The organism is Cohnella sp. CFH 77786, from assembly GCF_019400745.1.
In the GTDB taxonomy this organism is placed as follows: Bacteria; Bacillota; Bacilli; order Paenibacillales; family Paenibacillaceae; genus Cohnella.
Genome location: NZ_WJIB01000002.1, coordinates 371,825 through 389,813, shown reverse-complemented (window position 1 = coordinate 389,813; position 17,989 = coordinate 371,825). Strand labels below are relative to the sequence as shown.

General features: G+C 54.6%; 14 protein-coding genes and 1 pseudogene. 6 read left to right on the top strand and 9 right to left on the bottom strand.

The window, feature by feature from the left end:
• Positions 1 to 100 precede the first annotated feature (100 nt).
• Together GE107_RS04510 and GE107_RS04505 are read left to right on the top strand one after the other, a co-directional pair.
• A complete protein-coding gene (locus GE107_RS04510; protein WP_219638284.1) occupies positions 101 to 880 on the top strand; it encodes an AraC family transcriptional regulator in 780 nt (259 codons plus the stop codon).
• A gap of 89 nt (positions 881 to 969) precedes the next feature.
• The gene (locus GE107_RS04505) at positions 970 to 2,127 is read left to right on the top strand and encodes an acyl-CoA dehydrogenase family protein (protein WP_219638283.1); all 1,158 of its coding nucleotides are present in this window, start codon (positions 970 to 972) and stop codon (positions 2,125 to 2,127) included.
• A 116-nt stretch (positions 2,128 to 2,243) separates the two neighbouring features.
• Here the strand turns inward: GE107_RS04505 and GE107_RS04500 are convergent, their stop codons facing one another.
• The 5 genes and pseudogenes from GE107_RS04500 to GE107_RS26360 all read right to left on the bottom strand — a co-directional run bounded on the left by GE107_RS04500 (position 2,244) and on the right by GE107_RS26360 (position 6,711).
• Positions 2,244 to 3,818, bottom strand: a complete 1,575-nt coding sequence (locus GE107_RS04500) for a copper amine oxidase N-terminal domain-containing protein (protein ID WP_219638282.1) — start codon at positions 3,816 to 3,818, stop codon at positions 2,244 to 2,246.
• Positions 3,819 to 3,907: 89 nt separating this feature from the next.
• Positions 3,908 to 5,026: pseudogene (locus tag GE107_RS04495) on the bottom strand (glycoside hydrolase family 28 protein); the annotation flags it as partial.
• Positions 5,027 to 5,775: 749 nt separating this feature from the next.
• Complete coding sequence (locus GE107_RS04490; protein ID WP_219638280.1) at positions 5,776 to 6,102, bottom strand: hypothetical protein; 327 nt, start codon at positions 6,100 to 6,102, stop codon at positions 5,776 to 5,778.
• A 36-nt stretch (positions 6,103 to 6,138) separates the two neighbouring features.
• On the bottom strand, positions 6,139 to 6,381 hold the full coding sequence (locus tag GE107_RS26365) for a hypothetical protein (protein ID WP_255570181.1): 243 nt from the start codon (positions 6,379 to 6,381) through the stop codon (positions 6,139 to 6,141).
• Between the two features lie 93 nt (positions 6,382 to 6,474).
• On the bottom strand, positions 6,475 to 6,711 hold the full coding sequence (locus GE107_RS26360) for a hypothetical protein (RefSeq protein WP_255570180.1): 237 nt from the start codon (positions 6,709 to 6,711) through the stop codon (positions 6,475 to 6,477).
• A 335-nt stretch (positions 6,712 to 7,046) separates the two neighbouring features.
• Here GE107_RS26360 and GE107_RS04480 point away from each other — a divergent pair, with 335 nt between their 5' ends.
• The gene (locus GE107_RS04480; RefSeq protein ID WP_219638279.1) at positions 7,047 to 7,262 is read left to right on the top strand and encodes a hypothetical protein; all 216 of its coding nucleotides are present in this window, start codon (positions 7,047 to 7,049) and stop codon (positions 7,260 to 7,262) included.
• Positions 7,247 to 7,417 carry a hypothetical protein gene (locus GE107_RS04475; protein ID WP_219638278.1) on the top strand — a complete coding sequence of 57 codons (171 nt, stop codon included), beginning with the start codon at positions 7,247 to 7,249 and terminating at the stop codon, positions 7,415 to 7,417. The genes GE107_RS04480 and GE107_RS04475 overlap by 16 nt, the downstream gene beginning before the upstream one ends.
• A 33-nt stretch (positions 7,418 to 7,450) precedes the next feature.
• Here GE107_RS04475 and GE107_RS04470 read toward each other — a convergent pair whose 3' ends face one another.
• From GE107_RS04470 to GE107_RS26990, 3 genes are all read right to left on the bottom strand, one after another.
• Entirely contained in the window at positions 7,451 to 8,167 is a 717-nt protein-coding gene (locus tag GE107_RS04470; RefSeq protein ID WP_219638277.1) for a S1C family serine protease, read from the bottom strand.
• A 384-nt stretch (positions 8,168 to 8,551) separates the two neighbouring features.
• Positions 8,552 to 9,184: a GntR family transcriptional regulator gene (locus GE107_RS04465; RefSeq protein ID WP_219638276.1), complete on the bottom strand. Its 633-nt coding sequence runs from the start codon at positions 9,182 to 9,184 to the stop codon at positions 8,552 to 8,554.
• A gap of 309 nt (positions 9,185 to 9,493) precedes the next feature.
• Entirely contained in the window at positions 9,494 to 12,709 is a 3,216-nt protein-coding gene (locus GE107_RS26990) for an ATP-binding protein (RefSeq protein ID WP_219638275.1), read from the bottom strand.
• 248 nt (positions 12,710 to 12,957) lie between these two features.
• On the opposite strand from GE107_RS26990, the gene GE107_RS04455 reads away from it, so the two are divergent.
• Complete coding sequence (locus GE107_RS04455) at positions 12,958 to 13,827, top strand: SDR family oxidoreductase (protein WP_219638274.1); 870 nt, start codon at positions 12,958 to 12,960, stop codon at positions 13,825 to 13,827.
• Positions 13,828 to 13,910: 83 nt separating this feature from the next.
• Here the strand turns inward: GE107_RS04455 and GE107_RS04450 are convergent, their stop codons facing one another.
• Complete coding sequence (locus tag GE107_RS04450; protein ID WP_219638273.1) at positions 13,911 to 15,398, bottom strand: glycoside hydrolase family 43 protein; 1,488 nt, start codon at positions 15,396 to 15,398, stop codon at positions 13,911 to 13,913.
• 328 nt (positions 15,399 to 15,726) lie between these two features.
• Between GE107_RS04450 and katG the strand changes: the two genes are divergently transcribed.
• Entirely contained in the window at positions 15,727 to 17,916 is a 2,190-nt protein-coding gene (gene katG / locus GE107_RS04445; RefSeq protein WP_219638272.1) for a catalase/peroxidase HPI, read from the top strand.
• The last annotated feature ends 73 nt before the right edge of the window (positions 17,917 to 17,989 follow it).

The following is a 17,989-nucleotide window of genomic DNA, read 5'->3' as shown; positions in this document are numbered from 1 at the left end:
GCACGGCCCTTATTCATCGATTTTAAGCGCTTGTTCATCCGGGAACAATTCATTATAATGACAGAAAACTGACCTTTCGTGCTTTAAATGGGGATCCAGTATGATTACATTGATTAGTTGCGGTTATCATTTCATTCATGAGAACGGGATCACGATCGATCGTCCGGCAGGAGCGGGCAATTACGCCTTTGTCTTTTTTAAAAGCAAAGCGGAGCTGATCCTGAACGGAGAGCTCCTTGCAGCGGAAAAAAACTCCTATATCCTGCTTCGCCCCGAAACTCCCCATCTATACCGAGAATCGGATGAGCCTTTTATCAACGACTGGTTCCATTGCGACGGCGATGAACTCCCGGAATTCCTCAAGCGACTGAACTTTCCGCTGGATACAGTCGTGAAGGCTACGGATCCGCTCCTGATTTCCGGAAGCATCCGGGAATTGCAAAGCACCACCAGACTTGGCGGCCCTCTGCGCGATCAGATTTCGGATTCCGAAATCAAAACTCTTCTTATGAAACTGAGCAATCTTCTTCAGAGAGCCTCCCTGCCCGATACGACGAACCGATATTTCCGCCAATTTTCCGAGCTGCGCAACGAGCTGTACAGTTCGCCTCATACCCGTATGCCGGTCGAAAAGATCGCATCGCGCCTCAATTTGAGCAAATCGTATTTCCAGCATATCTATAAAGAGCTGTTCGGCTGTTCCGTTGTATCGGATATCATCCATAGCAGACTCGAATATGCCAAGTATCTTTTGCAGAACAGCTCGCTATCCATCGTTGCGATTTCGAAAATGTGCGGATACGAGAACGACACCCATTTCATGCGCCAATTCAAACGCTTCTTTGGCGTCACGCCAAGCCAATTCAGATCGCGGCGATAGGTGGCATAGTGCGTCTTACGGAAGTTTGAACCGCATGGATTCGTGCTAAAGAATTCCAAAACCGCAGAAATGCCTGAGGGGTGGCGTGGATGGAACGTCTGATCGACCGGTATATCCGCAACGATGCGGAAAGGGAGCGCGCGGATCGGATCGAGGCTTTGGCGGTCCGATTCGCCGAGCGTGCGGCCGCCCATGACCGCGAAGGCTCTTTTCCCTTCGAGAATTTCGCCGACCTGCGCGAAGCCGGTTACTTGCATAGCACGGTTCCGAAGGTTTACGGCGGAGAAGAGCTATCGCTCTACGACCTGGTGTCGCTTCAGGAGCGGCTGGCTTACGGAGACGGTTCCACCGCGCTCGCCGTCGGCTGGCATGTCGGCCAGATTCTCCATCTGAGAACGTCCCGCAAGTGGCCGGAGCCCTTGTTCGAGCGGCTATGCCGGGATATCGTCGCGGACGGGGCCATGATCAACACCTTCGCCAGCGAAACCGCCACGGGCAGTCCCACGAGGGGCGGCAGACCCGAAACGACCGCGGTCCGGACAGAGGGCGGCTGGCTCCTGACGGGACGCAAAACGTTCAGCACGCTCTCTCCGATCCTGGACCGATTCGTTGTCTCCGCTTATGTGCCGGAGGAAGACCGGACGGACGAATTCCTCGTCTACCGTTCCGATCGCGTGACGATTGAGCAAACCTGGGATACGATCGGCATGCGCGCGACCGGAAGCCACGACGTCGTGCTGGACGGCGCTTTCGCGGCCGAGGATGCCCGCATCGCCGGTAAAGGCGAAGACGACGGAGGCGGCTGGCTGCTGCACATCCCGGCCTGCTATCTCGGGATCGCCTTGGCGGCGCGGGATTTCGCTCTCGAGTATGCCCGAACCTACCGTCCCAACTATCTCGCGGGGCCGATTGCTGACGTCCCTGCGGTTCAACAATCGCTCGGCCTCATGGAAGTCGAGCTCCGCACGGCCCGCTCCCTGCTGTACGCGGCGGCGGATCGATGGGACCGGGACAAGGAAAAACGGCCGTTCATGAAGCCGGAGCTGGGACTCGCCAAATACGTGGCGACGAACCATGCGCTTAAGGTCGTCGATATGGCGATGCGGATCGTCGGAGGCGCCGGCTTGTCCAGAGCATTGCCTCTCGAACGCTTCTACCGGGACGTCCGCGCGGGCCTGCACAACCCTCCGATGGACAATCTGGTGCTCCAGTCGCTCGCTTCCGACGCGCTGGGGGAAGGTCGTTGATCGCGGAGCCTATTTGACGACAAGAAACAGGGGCAGTCCCTCGGCCATGATCATGGCGTTTGGGACTGCCCCTGTTGCCGTTTCAGTATCGGATTTGCCGGGACGGCTCGATCTTTCTACAAATCCCGCTTCACCTTCATCACGGATTCTCCGTTCCCCGACTCCTCGATCGTGTATTCCGCGCGCAGAATGCCGAACAAATCGTCGGCTGCGATATAAGCGTAGGGGCCTTCCTGGTAGACCGCGCTGGACAACGTTGCTTTCTGCCCATTCACGTATGCTTCCGCCGAGCCGATGTTGAATACGATTTCCTGACCGGAAGCCCCGTCCGCGAATCGGATTTCTTTCGTCTCGTGCGTATAGATGATCTTGTCGCCGAGCTGCTCCAGCGAATATCGAACCGGAACGTAGGCCTTTCCATTCTTGTCCTTCACGAAGGGAATGCCCCATTCGCTGCTGATCTCGAACGATTGGTCATCGATTTGCAGATCGTTTTTCAGCAGATCGTAAAGAACGGACGAGCTGTCGAGCGATCTTACGAAATCGTATGCCTGCATCGATTCCAGATCTTTCTCTGTCAGCGCCCCTTCGGGGATGTCCACCGGTTGAACGGTCACGTCGCCGTTTACGTTCCAGATGTCCGCGCTGCCGTGAATGCGGATGCTTCGAATCGGAAAGTCGGGCTCTGCGAAATACGCGGGAGAGATAACGAGCTCCGTATCCGTTTTGCGCAGGAAAAGCGAGTCGTCCACGTACAGGTCGGTTTTGAGCGAAATGCCTTTGTCGAAGATCTGTCCCCACATTTCATCCTTGCGCGCTTCGGCAAGCTCGTCCCGGAGCTCTTGCAGCATGGGGAGCAGCTCGCTCATGCCTTCGTTAACGAAAGCCTCGATATCGTTCTCCGAGGCCGGGAGATCTTCGATACCCAACGATTCCCTGGCTTCCGGCGGAAGAGCGGCGAATGCCTTGACCAAGCTGCGCAGCATGTCTTTGAACCCTGCTTCGTCTTTGAGCATGTTGTCAAGATATGCGGGGATCAGCTCGCCCAGTTGCTCCCCGTTCAGCTCCGCATGCACCTTCGTCAGCGACATGAAAGTGCCGTTCACCGGCTCCCACGCGCGTCCGACCTCCAGCTTGGGAGGATTCGGCAAATGGTGGACAAAATAGGAAGCGACCGATTGAATCAGGCTTCGGGTCCACTCCGCGATCTGCTTGTCGCCTGCTTCCAGGTTCGAGAAACCCATGCCGGGCATCATCATTCCATTCAAAACTTCCGCATTCAGGGAATCGGTCGTCATCACGATGGGCTGCTTCAATCCGCCGATGTCAAGACGAACCGACTTCTCGTCCGTATGGAGCTCGAGCGGGATGGCGCCCTTGCCCCCGAACGTCACGGAGCCTTTCATGTCCAAACGGCCTGTGCCGTCGGTTGCCGCATGGTCGATCGTAAACGTCATCTTCTTGAATAAGCCGAGCGCTTGGGCGATCCCCGGTTCATCCTCCGCGATCGCTTTATCGTTCAAATCCAGCTCAATGTCGAGCTTGCCGGACTGCTCCAGCGACCTCACTTCCAACTGCTTCAGAAGCATGCCGTCCAAGTTCAGCCCAAAGACCGCCTGGCACCCGACAAGCACCACTACCAGCATCATAGATAGCCAAAGCCCGATTTTCCGGTAACGTCTTTTACCCATCCCTCATCTTCCTCTCCTCTTCCGTTCCAGAAGATGAGTTCGACATCCACCCTCCAAATCCTGCCTCAATCTGGGCGAATCTGGATGAATTACCGCAGATCTTCATTCGCAGGCGGTACGGCAACCAGCACCAGAAGCTGCTCGGCATTCTTCGTATTCCGGGACTCGCAATGCTCCAGCGTGACCCTTTCGCCGTTCTCGACGTAAAAGGCCTGGCCTTCATGATTCTCTACCGTTACGTTGTGGAACCGGACATCCTTCACGTTGCCGAGGAAGAACCCCCGATTGTTTATCTCCCGCAGGCCCGACATCATCGCGGGCAGTCCCGGGGTCGCCTGTTCGGCCATGGAGATCTCGATATGGTCGAAGGTGATTTCCGAGATCGGCTGCTCCGCCAGTCCATACAGGAATCCGGCTGCCGCGTGAACGCGGCGGGCGGTGATGTTCGCGAAGTGAATGCGGCGGAAGCGCGGCGTCTCCTCCGTAACCGGGTAAGGATTTTTGTCCCAGACATATTTGTCTTTGCCCCGCGGTCCGCAGAAGTAATAAAGATTCAGGATAAACGGGCAAATCACGTCCTCCATCACGATATTGCCGACTCGGATATCCTCGACGATGCCGCCTCTCCCCCGCCTCGATTTCAAGCGGATGCCGCGGTCCGTCTGCTTGAATACGCAATTGGAGATGACGACATTGCGGACATCGCCGCTCATCTCGCTGCCGATGACGACGCCTCCGTGTCCGTGGACCATCGTGCAATTCGCGATCGTGACGTTCTCGCAGGGAATCCGTTCCTCCGCGTCTTCGGTGCCGGATTTAATGGCGATGCAATCGTCCCCGACATCGATGTGGCAGTTGCTGATGCGGACGTTCGCGCAAGATTCCGGATTGATTCCATCCGTATTGGGCGAATCGGCGGGATTGAGGATGGACAGATTGTCGATGGTCACATTCCGGCAGCGGAGAGGATTAACCGTCCAGCTTGGAGAGTTCGTCAGAGTGAGATCCTTGATCGTTACTCTACTGCAATTTTCGAAGCAGAACGGCTTGGGACGAGGATAACGAAGCTCTTCGGGCCGGTTTCGATGCTTGTCCCACCAGGCTCGGCCGTTTCCTTCGAGCCGGCCCGCGCCCGTCACCGAGACATTCTCCGAATCCTTGGCGAAGATGCACGAGGCGTGCACCTCCCGGCTCGCTCCTTCCCACCGAATGATTCGGTTTAGGGATTATCCTGTTCTCCGTCGGCCCTCGTTGAATCCCGCTTGAAACCGTTATTTTCCGAATGAACAAGGAATACCCCTGACGGCGTCGCAAGCCGGATTCACCCCGTCGGTAAACTTTAGAGGGAAAACCTCCCACTAATTTCGATATTTATAAGAGTTTGGGGCCTTTAGAGGGAAAACCTCCCACTAATTTCGGTGTAAAACTTCAATTTAAGGTATATAGCCGGAATTAGAGGGAGGTTTTCCTACTAATCACGCACGAGTGGCCAGTCCGCAAAAATAGAGGGAGGTTTTCCCACTAATTACTTTGACTGCGCGTCAGCCCACCCATCTTAGGCACCCAGATCGGAGACCTGCCGATATCAGCAACACGTTTGACGCTCATGCGTGCGACTTCGGCCATGCTCCGCGGGTTGTCTCGCCGGATCTGAGTGGGGATAAGAAATAACTTCACACCGGTCTTGTTGATATAAAGTCTCCGGAGGTCACTATCGTCCGCAGCTCCGGAAGACACAACCGCACAATCCGCTTCACAAGATGAACAGAGCATCAACGGGAGAGCCAGTATCGTAGAGGGCTCCCCTCTCGCTTAACATCGATTTGCCGATTCCTCTTTACGCACGACTTCAAGCTTAGATTCCGAAAACGATGAAATATCCGTCTGGATCCTGGATGCAGATGTTTTTGTACGTATTTCCGTCGCTGTGCGTTCTTTGGATAGGACCGAGGACAATCTAGGCCCTGCTCGCTTTAAGCACTTGCTCCAGGCGATCAAACTCTTCGCTCTTCACGTGAATGAACTTGTCCCAGCCCAGATCCGGTCCAGTCCAGTCCGTCGGATAGGTGTCCCGCTTCGCCGAAGCGGCGTTGGGACGCACATCGCTTTCCTCCCGGGCTTGCTGAAGAATCAGCTTCATGCCGCCTCGAATTGCATGTCCCCAATCATTGACTTCACAGCCCAGTACATCGCGATACCAGGCTTGTGACTTGCGAAAGTCGGAAACTAGCCTGACCTGCAACGTATCGTGAAAGGTGGTTTTGGACTCGTTTGTCGTTCCCATCTGCTGCGATAGTCTCCTTGATTCAGAGCTATCACCTCAATCCAGAATCGGCAGCGAGTACCGGGCAAAACCCTTGCCCTCATAGTTGTAGCGCTCGCATATGGTATATTTCCGGTCGCTTGCGCCGACAACCCATCCATTCTCGCTGATGTAACGGTCGATCACCTGCCCAGCCGCATCGAAATTCCCTTCTTGGTTCGCGACGACGACGCACTTCTGAGGGGAGAGGCTCGTCTTAAAATACGACTCCGGAACCCCGTCGAAGGACTCGACTTCCACGCAGAGAATGTAGGCATGCCGATCGGAATCGTCCTGCGTGGGCGCTTGCGGCCATATCCCATAGTGAACTTCCTGGTTTTTGACAGCGAAATGTTAGGTCGAAACCAGCAGAGCGTCTTTGGCGTGACGGTATTTTCCGTTCATGTCGTTGAGACTGATGCAGGGGATTCCGATGAGCTTCAATTCTTCGTGCTCGACGACATAGGGTTTCATGTCTTCCACCCTGCCGGACACCTCTTTCTTTGGACGCTCCTTCATGATTTTCAACGCCGCCGGGACTCTATTCGGCTTATCGTTATCCGGGCTGTCGGAATCAGATACAAGCGGCACGCACAATTCCATCTCAAAATCCTCGTCCGTTTTCCCTAGAGCCCTGCGGGAGTATTTCCAAAGCCGCTGACTTGAACCGCGACATAATAGGTGTGGGTATTTCCCTGATCCTCAAACGATGAACAAGGAGCAATGCCGTACCGATAATGGAGCGCAGTTCGCTCTAGCGGGACATACAGATATTGACAAATCGTCTGATCATTGTATACATTTGTATACAGAAATGAATTTGCATGCGTTTGTATACGCCCAAGGAGGAGAATCCATCATGCGGGAAGGTAAACAGGATCCCCGAAGACATCACGGTCACGGAGGTCCCGGGGAGCACCGCGGGCATGAGCATCGCGGGCATGAGCACCATCAACACCATGAACACCATCAACACCATCAACACCATCAACTGCATGAACACCATCAACTGCATGAACACCATGATCGTCGTGAACATCACAAGCATCGTTTCCACAGTGCCCAAACATTTCGCCGAGGGAGGGCGATCGCGTTTCTCGACAGGCTGCATCTCAAGCGATCGACCTTGCTGCAGCAGCTGAATCAGCCGGAATACGAGGCCATCAAGCAAGTCATCAGCGGCGAATTAAAAGCGGTCGACTCGATCATCCAAGAGTTCATCCAGGCGTTTGAGCTTCGCGAAGTCCCCCCGGACAGCGACATCGAAAACGTTGGAGAGGACGGGAAAGAGCCGTAAGACATGGTACCGGTATCCGCCATGTCACCTGTCTCAATCAAGGAACCGGCGAATGCGGTTCTTGATCCCATCGATTCCAAGGGCGAATCCAAGGCCGTTTTTGTTTTTGGCCATGAAGGCGTTCATACCGATCACTTGGCCTTTCAAATTGATCAGCGGTCCTCCGCTGCTTCCGGGATTAATCGCGCAGTCCGTTTGGATGATATCCTGAAGTTCCGTATCGGAAACGGCGACGGATTTATGCTTTCTGCTGATCACGCCCGAGGTGAGCGAGTTTTCCAGTCCGAGCGGATTCCCGACGGACATCACGATTTCACCCACTTCGCTTCGGCGCGAGGAACCTAACGGCAATGGCGGTAGATTCTGCTCGCTGTCAAGCTTAAGCAAGGCAATATCATGGTCTTGGTCGCTCCAAACCAGTTCGCCCGAACATTGCTTGCCATCATATAGGCTCACTTTAATCTCCCGTGCGTTTCTCACCACGTGCTCGCTCGTCAGGATGAGTCCATCCTTGTTGATGACGAATCCGGTCCCAAAACCGATTAACTCCGTTCGCGCTTCTTGGCCGGGAAAGAATACAGGAAACGGATAGGGAGGCGCCTCTGCCTCCTCTTTTTTGATTGCTTGAATATATACGATTCCTCGGCGGCATTTGCGAAACAGGGGGACGAAGAAATTGCCGAAATTACGGCCGGAATGGTTCCTCTTGGGGACAGGCGGCCTTTTTCTAGACGGAAATTTCGCTGCCATGCGCACACCTCCTTCCATAAAGTATGAATCGGGAGGACGATCGCACACTGCGCATAAAAAAAAGGCCTCTAAGGATTATTCCAAGTGATGTACACAGGATAAAATGGAAAAAGACCCTTTCGGGCCGGAAAAATCAAACATGAAAGAAGGATCCGTCCGAAGGATCGGGAACCCAAGACTGATTGGATGAAGCTCGCAAGCGATCTGCCATGGCCATGATAACAAACACCTTGTCATCTGACATTCTTATATTATTTATTAGGTTGTTTGTAAACAATTGGATAGTACCCATGTTGGCTTTACCTGTATCCTACCACTGTTGTGCGGGAATAAAAAAAGCCGCCTGAAACGGCGGCATGTCCCTTCGGTATGCGATTGCGGCGGTTATTGCGGATTTCTCGGCCGATTGATGAAATTTTCCGTTTTTTCGTACACTTTATCGTCTCCGACCACGACCAGTACGTCGCTTTCCAGGAGCACGACGTGCGGACCTGGGGAGATCGATACATGGGTACCCCTGCGCAGCGCGATAATCGTTGCGCCGGTGTTCTGCCAAAACTGGAGATGGGCGATCGTGAGGCCGATGGCGTGCGAGTCGGGATGGATCGTGATTTCGACGGGCTTGTACGGCTTGAGGTTTTGCAGGCGGTCGGAAGCGTCTATGATCTCCTTGAGAAGCGATTCGAAATGGCGGTCCAGCGCCTGCTTCTGCTGAAGAAGCTGCTGCAAATCCTGTTTCAGGGAATAGACGGACTTCAAATAGTTGTTTTTGGTGATGTATTCGTAAGCGTTGCGGTCCGAAACGATCGTGATTTCCTTGCCTTGCGAGACGGACACGATATTTTCTTCCTTCAGGAGGCCGATGGCTTTCCGGATGGTTTCCGGCGACACCTGGTACTGTCCGGCCAGCAGCGATCTCCCGGAAATCTTGCTGTGCAGCGGAAACTCTCCGCTTACGATCCTTTGCGCGATGTCGAGCGCAATCGATTTATAGCCCGCTTTTTCCGAATCGGACATTTGCCTTGTTCTTCCCCTTGTCGACTGGGATGCGTGTTCAAAACAAGCATACGCTTTTCCGCATCGGTTGTAAATCGAATGGCTCGACTTCCACATCCTACTGTAATCCTGCCCGTGGGACTTCCCGGAAGAACGACCATCCGATTGTCCGGACGAAGATCCGTCGGAGCGGCCGTGGGATCCGTATCCTGATCGATCAGCTTCTCCCGCAAAGCGAGCTCGGCAATCGCGTCCTCGTTCCGGTCGACGGCAAGCTCCGCCCTGGCGGCTTCGCTTCATCACGACGCTTGGCTGTTCTTTCCTTGCGGATCATGATGCGACGGGAAGCCGGAGCGTGAGCACGCAGCCCCAATCCGCGCTCTCCTCGACCGCCAGCGTGCCGCCGAGGGTGACCACGCGTTCCTTCATGGCGGTGAGGCCGAAGCCGAACCGGGAATCGTGGAAAGGCTGCCCGTTGTTCTTCAACGTAAATTGAAGCCACCCTTCCTTCACCTCCAGCTCGAATCGAAACTTGGTGCCGCCGCCGTGGCGCAAGCCGTTCGTCAGTCCCTCCTGAAGCGCGTGGTATACCACTTTTTTCTGCAATGGGGATAAGCCGGACAGCGGCGGGATGCTGTAGCCGATCTCCACGCCGGCCGCATTCTCTGTTTCCGTTATCAATTGGACCAAGGATTCGTTCAAATCGCTTTTCGCCGAATCTTCCTTCACGACTCTGACCGCGGTGCGAACTTGCTGCAGGCCGTTCCGGATGAGAGTTTGAGCCGACGCCAGCTTCTCCAGGGCGAGCTCCCTGTCTTTCTCGAGCAGTTTTTTGGTGGCTTCGAGCTGAAAGATGGTGGCCGTCAGCGCATGCCCGACCGTGTCGTGAATCTCGTGCGCGATGCGGTTCCGCTCTTCCAGCGCTACGATTTCCTTCATCGCCTCCAGCGTTTCGCGGATGGAGTATTGCAGCTCGAGGTTCCGCTTTTCCAGCTCCGCCGTGCGTTCCCGAACCTCTTCCTCCAACGAACGGTTCAGCTCCGCCATTTTCAGGTGAAGCTTGACGCGGGACAGCAGCTCCCGCTTGGTCACGGGCTTCACGACGTAATCGTTGGCTCCGGATTCGAAGCCTTCCGTCAGGTCTTCCGGCATGCTTTTGGCCGAAAGCATCAGAATCGGCATATCGGCTTCCCCGTAAAGGCCGCGAAGCTGTTTCGCCAGCTCGTAACCGTTCATGCCGGGCATCATCACGTCGGTGATCACGAGGTCCGGCTTGCCTCCGCCCTTGATCCAATCCAATGCTTTCGCCGCTTGATGGTGCGTCACGACCCGGTAAGGAGGACACAGATGGCTCGCGAGCACCTCCAAGTTGACGGGCTCGTCGTCGACGACGAGAATCAGCCGTTCTTTCGTCTCCGGCGCGTGGGAAATAAGGGTTCGTGGTTCATTGTCCTCCGTTTCCGCCGTTCGCAGAACCGGGGGCTGAAGCAAGGAGGGAGCAACGGATGCGCTTGCCGCTTGCCGCGAAGCCAGGTCCGGATCGAACCCATGAATCTCCTCCTGCCAGACCGGCAGCGTAAAGCGAAAAGTGCTCCCCCGGTCGACCTCCGAGGTTACGGACAACTGTCCGCCCTGCAGCTCGATTAGCCGCTTGCTCACCGTAAGCCCGAGTCCGGTCCCCCCCAAACCTTGTTCTATCGTGCGGCTGCTTTGATGGAATTTCTCGAAGATGCGGCTCAGGTCCTCCGGCGGAATCCCCAGTCCCGTGTCCGATATGGAGATTTCCAGAGCCTCGCGGCCGTCCGGGGTGACGGCAGGCCTGCAAGCCAGCGTAACGCTCCCTTCGGCGGTGAATTTCAAAGCGTTCCCCACGAGATTGAACAGGATTTGCTGCACGCGGTCTTCGTCGGCCCGCACCGGACGCAGTTCCGTCGGAAAATCGTTCCGCAGCGCCAAATTTTTCATTTTCGCCTGCGGAGTCAGCAAGGCCGTGACGATTTCCGCGGATTGCCGGATATCGACGGGCCGCAGATCGAGCTTCAAATCGTTATGCGACAATCGGGCCAAGTCAAGAATGTCGCTCACGAGCCGGATCAACCGCTTGCAGCTGGCGATGATGATTTCCAGACGGTTCCGTCCGGCCCGGCCTTCGGCCGTCCCGTTCTCATCCAGGAGCGTTTCCGCCATGCCGATAATCCCGTAAAGCGGCGTTCGCAGCTCATGGGAGGTATTCGCCAGAAAATCGTCCTTCAATCGATCCATTTCGCGGAGCTGCTCGTTCTTCGCTTCAAGCTCCCCGGCGTACTGCGCGACTTGACGGTGCGTTGCCGTATACCGGCGAACCAGTACGGCGCCGAGACAGACGACGAACAGAAATCCGCCGAAGATGATATGCGACCCTTCAATAGACGAAGCAAACGTTGGAGACAGTCGAAACAGCCAGTAACGATAAGCATCGACGTAGATTTGGACGAAATGCAGGACCAGGGAGAGGATAAGCAGAATGAGTCCGGCTAATATCCACAGCAGGTCGTTGTCGCGCCGGCGTCTTAAAGATTGCGCGATGAATGCGAACAAGACGATCATCATCATGCCGGTGATTGGCGGATAAACCCTCAGCATCCCGAACAGATACCAACGCTCGTCGGTCATGGCCGCCCATACGACGGCCGCGAACAATCCCCACTGGATCCATAAGAAAGTACGGAGGATGACAGCGCGTCTGCCCGTCAACAGCTCGCTCATGAACCCGAACAAAGCGCCGGTTCCGAGCGGAATTCCGATATGGTGAAGATAGGAGAACAACGGCAGGTCGACGAATAGAACATGCGATCTAGCCGTGACTATGCTCCCATAAGTAATGCATGCCGTCAGAATGGCGAAAAAGAAATAGGCCCGGTCCTTGCGGTGGAACGCGAACAGAACGAAAGCGGACACGGAGAGGATCATATACAAGATGCATAAGACGATGCGGAACGCGTCGATCCACAACGTTTCGAGAATAAACTTGTAGGCAGGACCGAGCAGAAAGGTGCCGAGGCGCGGCGGCCCGCCGGACTGGTACTCCCGGATATACAAGGTGTGGCCGAAATCCTGCTCTTTCAGGGAAGCGAGGCTCCAGTAGAAGTCGACATTGACTTTGAAATCCCGTTTCTCCATGTTGAATTCAAAGACCTTGCGTTGGTCGGTGAACAGCTGGACGTGTTTGATCCCCCGAACCAGGATATGCCGCCCTTCCTCCTCCCGAAGCGTTTCGGGCAGTTGGACCCTCATCCAATAATATCCCCGGTACCCGGAAGGAATTTGCGCCGTTTCGGACGATTGGCTGTCCAGCGGTTCCCATTGCTCGGCCGCGTTACGGTCCGGGAGTCCGCCCTTGAAGGCGAGATCCCCGATATGCAGTTCCCATCCCGGCAATGCCCTCAAATTGTGATAACTTTGGTAGCCTTGCCGTTCCAGGTTCCATGAAGCGAAAGTCCAGAAGGCGGCAAATAGAATCAGGGCGGGCAAGATCAGCAGGATCGGAATGGCATATTTTCTAACCACGTAAAGCCCCCGTTTCTCGTATTCCGTCGACAAGCCTCGAACAGCCGCCGAAACATCGGAGATTTCCATTTTACGTCGATTTTCACGTTTTCACATCGACCTTAAGTGCTACTAAGAATTCGGAAACGGACTCCGGTATCCTTTAATTTCTCGGCGGTTGCCGTCCGAACCTTAATAAGCCCAGGGCACCACCGGCCCGCAATGGGCATATGTTATGGTGTATGAGCTTTCAAGAAGGACGGGATAGCATGCAACCTATTTTCGGAAGTTATACCGAGTGCAAAACGATTCCCGTTAATCAGCCGCCGCAGTATCAACCGCAGCAGCCCGGGATCGAATCCATTATGATTCCAAGACCCGTGTCCGAAAATCCCGCTTATGTCGGATGCGGGAAGCTGCGCGATAAAGTCGCGATCATAACGGGCGGAGACAGCGGGATCGGAAGGGCCGTGGCGTACGCGTTCGCCAAAGAAGGAGCGGACATCGTCATCGTCTATTACAACGAACACGGGGATGCGCAGGAAACCTTGGCCAGGGTCAACCAATTGGGCCGAAGGTGCCTCGCGCTCGCCGGAGATATCGGAGAAGAATCGTTTTGCGGGCATGTGGTGAACATGACGATCCGCGCGTTCGGCCGAATCGATTGCCTCATTAATAACGCGGCTGTGCAGTTTTATCAGGAGAGCATCGAAAACATAACACGCGAACAGTTGGAGCTGACCTTTCGAACGAATATTTTCTCGATGTTCTATTTAACCAAAGCGGCCCTCCCTTACATGAAACCGGGAAGTACGATCATCAACACCTCTTCCGAAACCGCAACCATCGGCTTTAAAGGGTTGATCGACTATTCGGCGACCAAAGGCGCGATCAGCACGTTTACGCGTTCCTTGAGCATGTCGCTGATCGACCGCGGAATCCGCGTCAATGCGGTGGCTCCGGGCAGAACTTGGACGCCTCTGCAACCATCGTCGCTGCCTCCGAAGCTTTACATGTCGATCAAATACGGTCAGCCCTGGGAGCTTGCACCGGCATATGTCTACCTTGCTTCACAAGACTCCACATATGTGGTCGGACAGGTGATCCATGTCAACGGGGGGTCATATTTCAGTCAATAACCGAGTCAGAGAGAAAGGATCCGGCCGATACTGCGATCCCATGCAAAGGGGCTCGAATCTCTTCGAGCCCCTTATGCTTGGGTTCAAGCATATTCGCATTTAAAATTCGAAAACTCCGCCAAACAGCCTTCGCCATAGGCATATAAACCGATCATCACGCCGGTAAATCCTCCTGCAACCTCGGAGGATAGGTATTTCGTTTGTGCCGTTCCTAAATGGATCTCCTTGCCGTCTACCTGAACAACAAAACTGTAGGCGTTAGGGGTAGATCGGATAATCAGGGAAGCGCAGCTATGATGGATATCCACCGCTTTTTCTATGGATTTAATATCGCCGATATTCAGGCGTTCGATCACTTTATACCCGTTCTCATCTTTGCGAATCGCGAAGTCGTAATGATGATTTTCATCCATATAGAGAGTTATGCCCGCTTCACCGCTCTCAAGGGATACATCGCAAGTAATCACGGCGTTGAAGTCCCTCTGGCGAATGCCGATGAAGGTCGGGGTGTCAGCTTGATCGAGCGAGATTTCCGTTCCTTTCAGCGTTAACCTATTCCGTTCGAACGAGTAATTTCCCGAACGCGGCAGACGAAGATAACACCAATCCTTATCCCATTCCGTATTTTCAAAGGTATCGCTCTTTTTCTCATTCTGAACCACTTCTTCCGGGATACGGTCCGTTTCAAAGCACGATAGCGTGGTACCGTTATCTCCTGCCGTAAACCAGCCATTCTCTCCGAAAGTAACGGGCGTGAGGAAGACTTCGCGTCCGAGGTGGTGGTAAGCAAACCACCGGCCGATTTGACGGAAACCGAGATGAAGCATCCACCAATTGCCTCCGTTGTCTTGCACGAGGTCTCCGTGACCGACACCTTGGATTTCATACCCCCCCAAGTTGCGGTTCGTGAGCACGGGGTTCAGGGGATACGCTTCAAACGGACCGCCGGGAGAAGGTCCGCGGGCATAGGTCACCATATGACCATATTCGGTGCCGCCTTCAGCAGCGAGAAGATAATACCAGCCGTTTATTTTGTACAGATGCGGCGCTTCCAGATAACGTCCGCCCGTTCCTTGCCAGATCACCCGGCTCGGGGTCAGCTTGCAGCCCGTTTCGATGTCGATTTGACATTGAACGATACCGCCTCGGCCATGATCGTCCGCTCCGTTGCTCATGAAGTAGGCTTTCCCGTCTTCAAAATACAAATCGGGGTCGATTCCCCCTTGATCCACGTTGATCGGATCCGACCATTCCCCGTAAATATCGTCCGTCCATACATAGAAATTTTGACGAGTCGTGTCGTTGGTGGTGGTCATATAGAATCGACCGTTATGATACCGAAGGGTAGGAGCAAAGACTCCGCCTGAACTGTTCACTTTGTCCAGCTGAATCTGGCTTTGTCGGGTGAGACAATGACCGATTGGCTTCCAGTTGATCAGATCCTTGCTTTCAAAAAGAGGAACGCCAGGGAAATACTGAAACGAGCTGCACGCTAGATAATAGGTATCCTTCACTTTGCACACGCTCGGATCCGGATACATGCCTTTCACGACCGGGTTATTGAATCTCATATATACACCTCTATTTGAAATATGGAATCCATAAATACTACCATGACCCCTTGTCCTTGCGTACCCCAGAAATCAACACAAAAATCACTTCATTATCCGCAAAAATGGCGGCAAAACCGATCCGTAAATGCCTATTGTAGAGCTAGCCGCAACGACCAACAAGATAATATTCTTCACCGACCCTCCATACGTTAGGATTAGGATGAAATCCGGAATGAAGGGGTGAAGACGTAAAATAAAAAAGTTGATTTTTGCAGGCAGTCGTATTATACATAGATTAGAATAATTTTTATCTACGATTTAATTTAATCTGATGGGAGAGAAACAAATGGACGCAAAGGTTATCCCCGACGCCGGGAAATGCCCGTTTCATCACGGGAGCGCTACGAGTCACAATACTAGCGGTACGACGAACAAAGACTGGTGGCCGAATCAGTTGAATTTGAACATTCTCCATCAGCATGACCGAAAATCGAACCCGATGGGCGAAGATTTCGATTATGCGGAGGAATTCCGAAAGTTAGATTACCAGGCTCTCAAGCAGGACCTTCGCGATCTCATGACAGACAGCCAAGATTGGTGGCCGGCTGACTACGGACATTACGGTCCCTTCTTCATTCGTATGGCTTGGCACTCCGCAGGCACTTATCGCACGGGCGACGGCCGCGGCGGAGCCGGATCCGGCACGCAGCGTTTCGCTCCCCTGAACAGCTGGCCCGACAACGGCAACTTGGATAAAGCCCGCCGATTGCTGTGGCCGATTAAACAAAAGTACGGCAACAAGATCTCTTGGGCCGATTTAATGATTCTTGCAGGGAATGTCGCGATCGAGTCCATGGGCGCCAAGACATTCGGATTTGGCGGCGGACGCGCGGACGTGTGGCACCCGGAAGAAGACATCTACTGGGGCGCGGAAACGGAATGGCTCGGGGATAAGCGCTACACGGGAGACCGCGAGCTTGAGAATCCGCTTGCCGCCGTTCAAATGGGTCTGATCTACGTGAATCCGGAAGGTCCGAACGGCAAGCCGGATCCGCTTGCAAGCGCTCGCGACATCCGCGAAACCTTCAAACGGATGGGCATGAACGATGAAGAAACCGTCGCGCTCGTCGCCGGCGGACATACGTTCGGCAAGGCACACGGTGCAGGAGATGCTGCGCACGTAGGACCGGAGCCGGAGGCTGCTCCCATTGAAGCGCAAGGCTTAGGCTGGCTGAGCACGCACGGGTCCGGCAAAGGCCGCGACGCCATCACCAGCGGGATCGAAGGGGCTTGGACCGCGAATCCGACACAGTGGGATAACGGTTATTTCGATGTGCTGTTCGGATACGAATGGCAGCTCACGAAAAGCCCGGCAGGCGCCCATCAGTGGGCTCCCGTCAATCCTGCCGAGGAGCATCTGGCACCGGACGCGGAAGATTCGTCCATTCGCGTTCCGACGATCATGACGACGGCGGATATGGCCTTGCGCGTGGATCCGGTATATGAAAAGATTTCCCGCCGCTACCATGAGAATCCGGAAGAGTTTGCGGATGCATTCGCTCGAGCATGGTTCAAACTCACCCATCGCGACATGGGTCCTCGCGCAAGATACCTCGGGCCGGAAGTTCCGGAAGAAGAACTGATCTGGCAAGATCCCGTTCCGGCGGTTGATTACGAATTAACGGATGCGGAAATCGAAGATCTGAAAACAAAGATCCTGGACTCCGGACTTACCGTCAGCGAACTGGTCACGACGGCTTGGGCTTCGGCGAGCACCTTCCGCGGCTCCGACAAGCGCGGCGGCGCGAACGGCGCCCGCATCCGTCTTGCTCCGCAGAAGGACTGGGAAGTGAATCAGCCTGAGCAGCTTGCGAAAGTGCTGACCATCCTGCAAGCCATTCAAGATGATCTGGATAAGAAAGTCAGTCTGGCCGATTTGATCGTACTCGGCGGCAGCGCCGCAGTAGAGAAAGCGGCTCGGGATGCCGGCTTTGACGTAACGGTTCCTTTCGCTCCCGGACGCGGCGATGCCGCGCAAGAGCAAACCGATGTAGAAAGCTTTGCCGTACTCGAGCCGATCGCGGATGGTTTCCGCAACTATCAGAAGAAGCACTATAGCGTCAGTTCTGCGGAGCTCCTGGTAGACAAGGCGCAGCTGCTCAACCTGACCGCACCGGAAATGACGGTACTGGTTGGCGGCATGCGCGTACTCGGCACAAACTTCGGCGGCACCAAACACGGCGTATTCACGGATCGTGTCGGCACTCTCACGAATGATTTCTTCGTTAACTTGCTTGACATGGGGGTGCAGTGGAAGCCGGTAGACGGGGGCTACTATGAAGGACGCGACCGCAAGACCGGTGAAGTCGTGCGTACGGCGACTACGGTTGACCTCGTCTTCGGTTCGAACTCCATTCTGCGCGCCATCGCCGAAGTTTATGCCCAAGACGATAACCGAGAGAAGTTTGTGCGCGACTTTATTGCCGCTTGGGTTAAGGTCATGAATGCAGATCGTTTCGACTTTCTGAATCACTGAAATAACGGCTGCTGAGGACCACAGGGCACAGAGATACGAAAAGAGGGATCCTATCGATGATTGATAGGGTCCC

What these genes read in the sequence shown, in the direction of transcription:
- GE107_RS04510 (WP_219638284.1), top strand. Translation starts at nt 101, where the DNA reads ATGATTACATTGATTAGTTGCGGTTATCATTTCATTCATGAGAACGGG.
- GE107_RS04505 (WP_219638283.1), top strand. Translation starts at nt 970, where the DNA reads ATGGAACGTCTGATCGACCGGTATATCCGCAACGATGCGGAAAGGGAG.
- GE107_RS04500 (WP_219638282.1), bottom strand. Translation starts at nt 3,818, where the DNA reads ATGGGTAAAAGACGTTACCGGAAAATCGGGCTTTGGCTATCTATGATG.
- GE107_RS04490 (WP_219638280.1), bottom strand. Translation starts at nt 6,102, where the DNA reads ATGGGAACGACAAACGAGTCCAAAACCACCTTTCACGATACGTTGCAG.
- GE107_RS04480 (WP_219638279.1), top strand. Translation starts at nt 7,047, where the DNA reads ATGAGCATCGCGGGCATGAGCACCATCAACACCATGAACACCATCAAC.
- GE107_RS04470 (WP_219638277.1), bottom strand. Translation starts at nt 8,167, where the DNA reads ATGGCAGCGAAATTTCCGTCTAGAAAAAGGCCGCCTGTCCCCAAGAGG.
- GE107_RS04465 (WP_219638276.1), bottom strand. Translation starts at nt 9,184, where the DNA reads ATGTCCGATTCGGAAAAAGCGGGCTATAAATCGATTGCGCTCGACATC.
- GE107_RS04455 (WP_219638274.1), top strand. Translation starts at nt 12,958, where the DNA reads ATGCAACCTATTTTCGGAAGTTATACCGAGTGCAAAACGATTCCCGTT.
- GE107_RS04450 (WP_219638273.1), bottom strand. Translation starts at nt 15,398, where the DNA reads ATGAGATTCAATAACCCGGTCGTGAAAGGCATGTATCCGGATCCGAGC.
- katG (WP_219638272.1), top strand. Translation starts at nt 15,727, where the DNA reads ATGGACGCAAAGGTTATCCCCGACGCCGGGAAATGCCCGTTTCATCAC.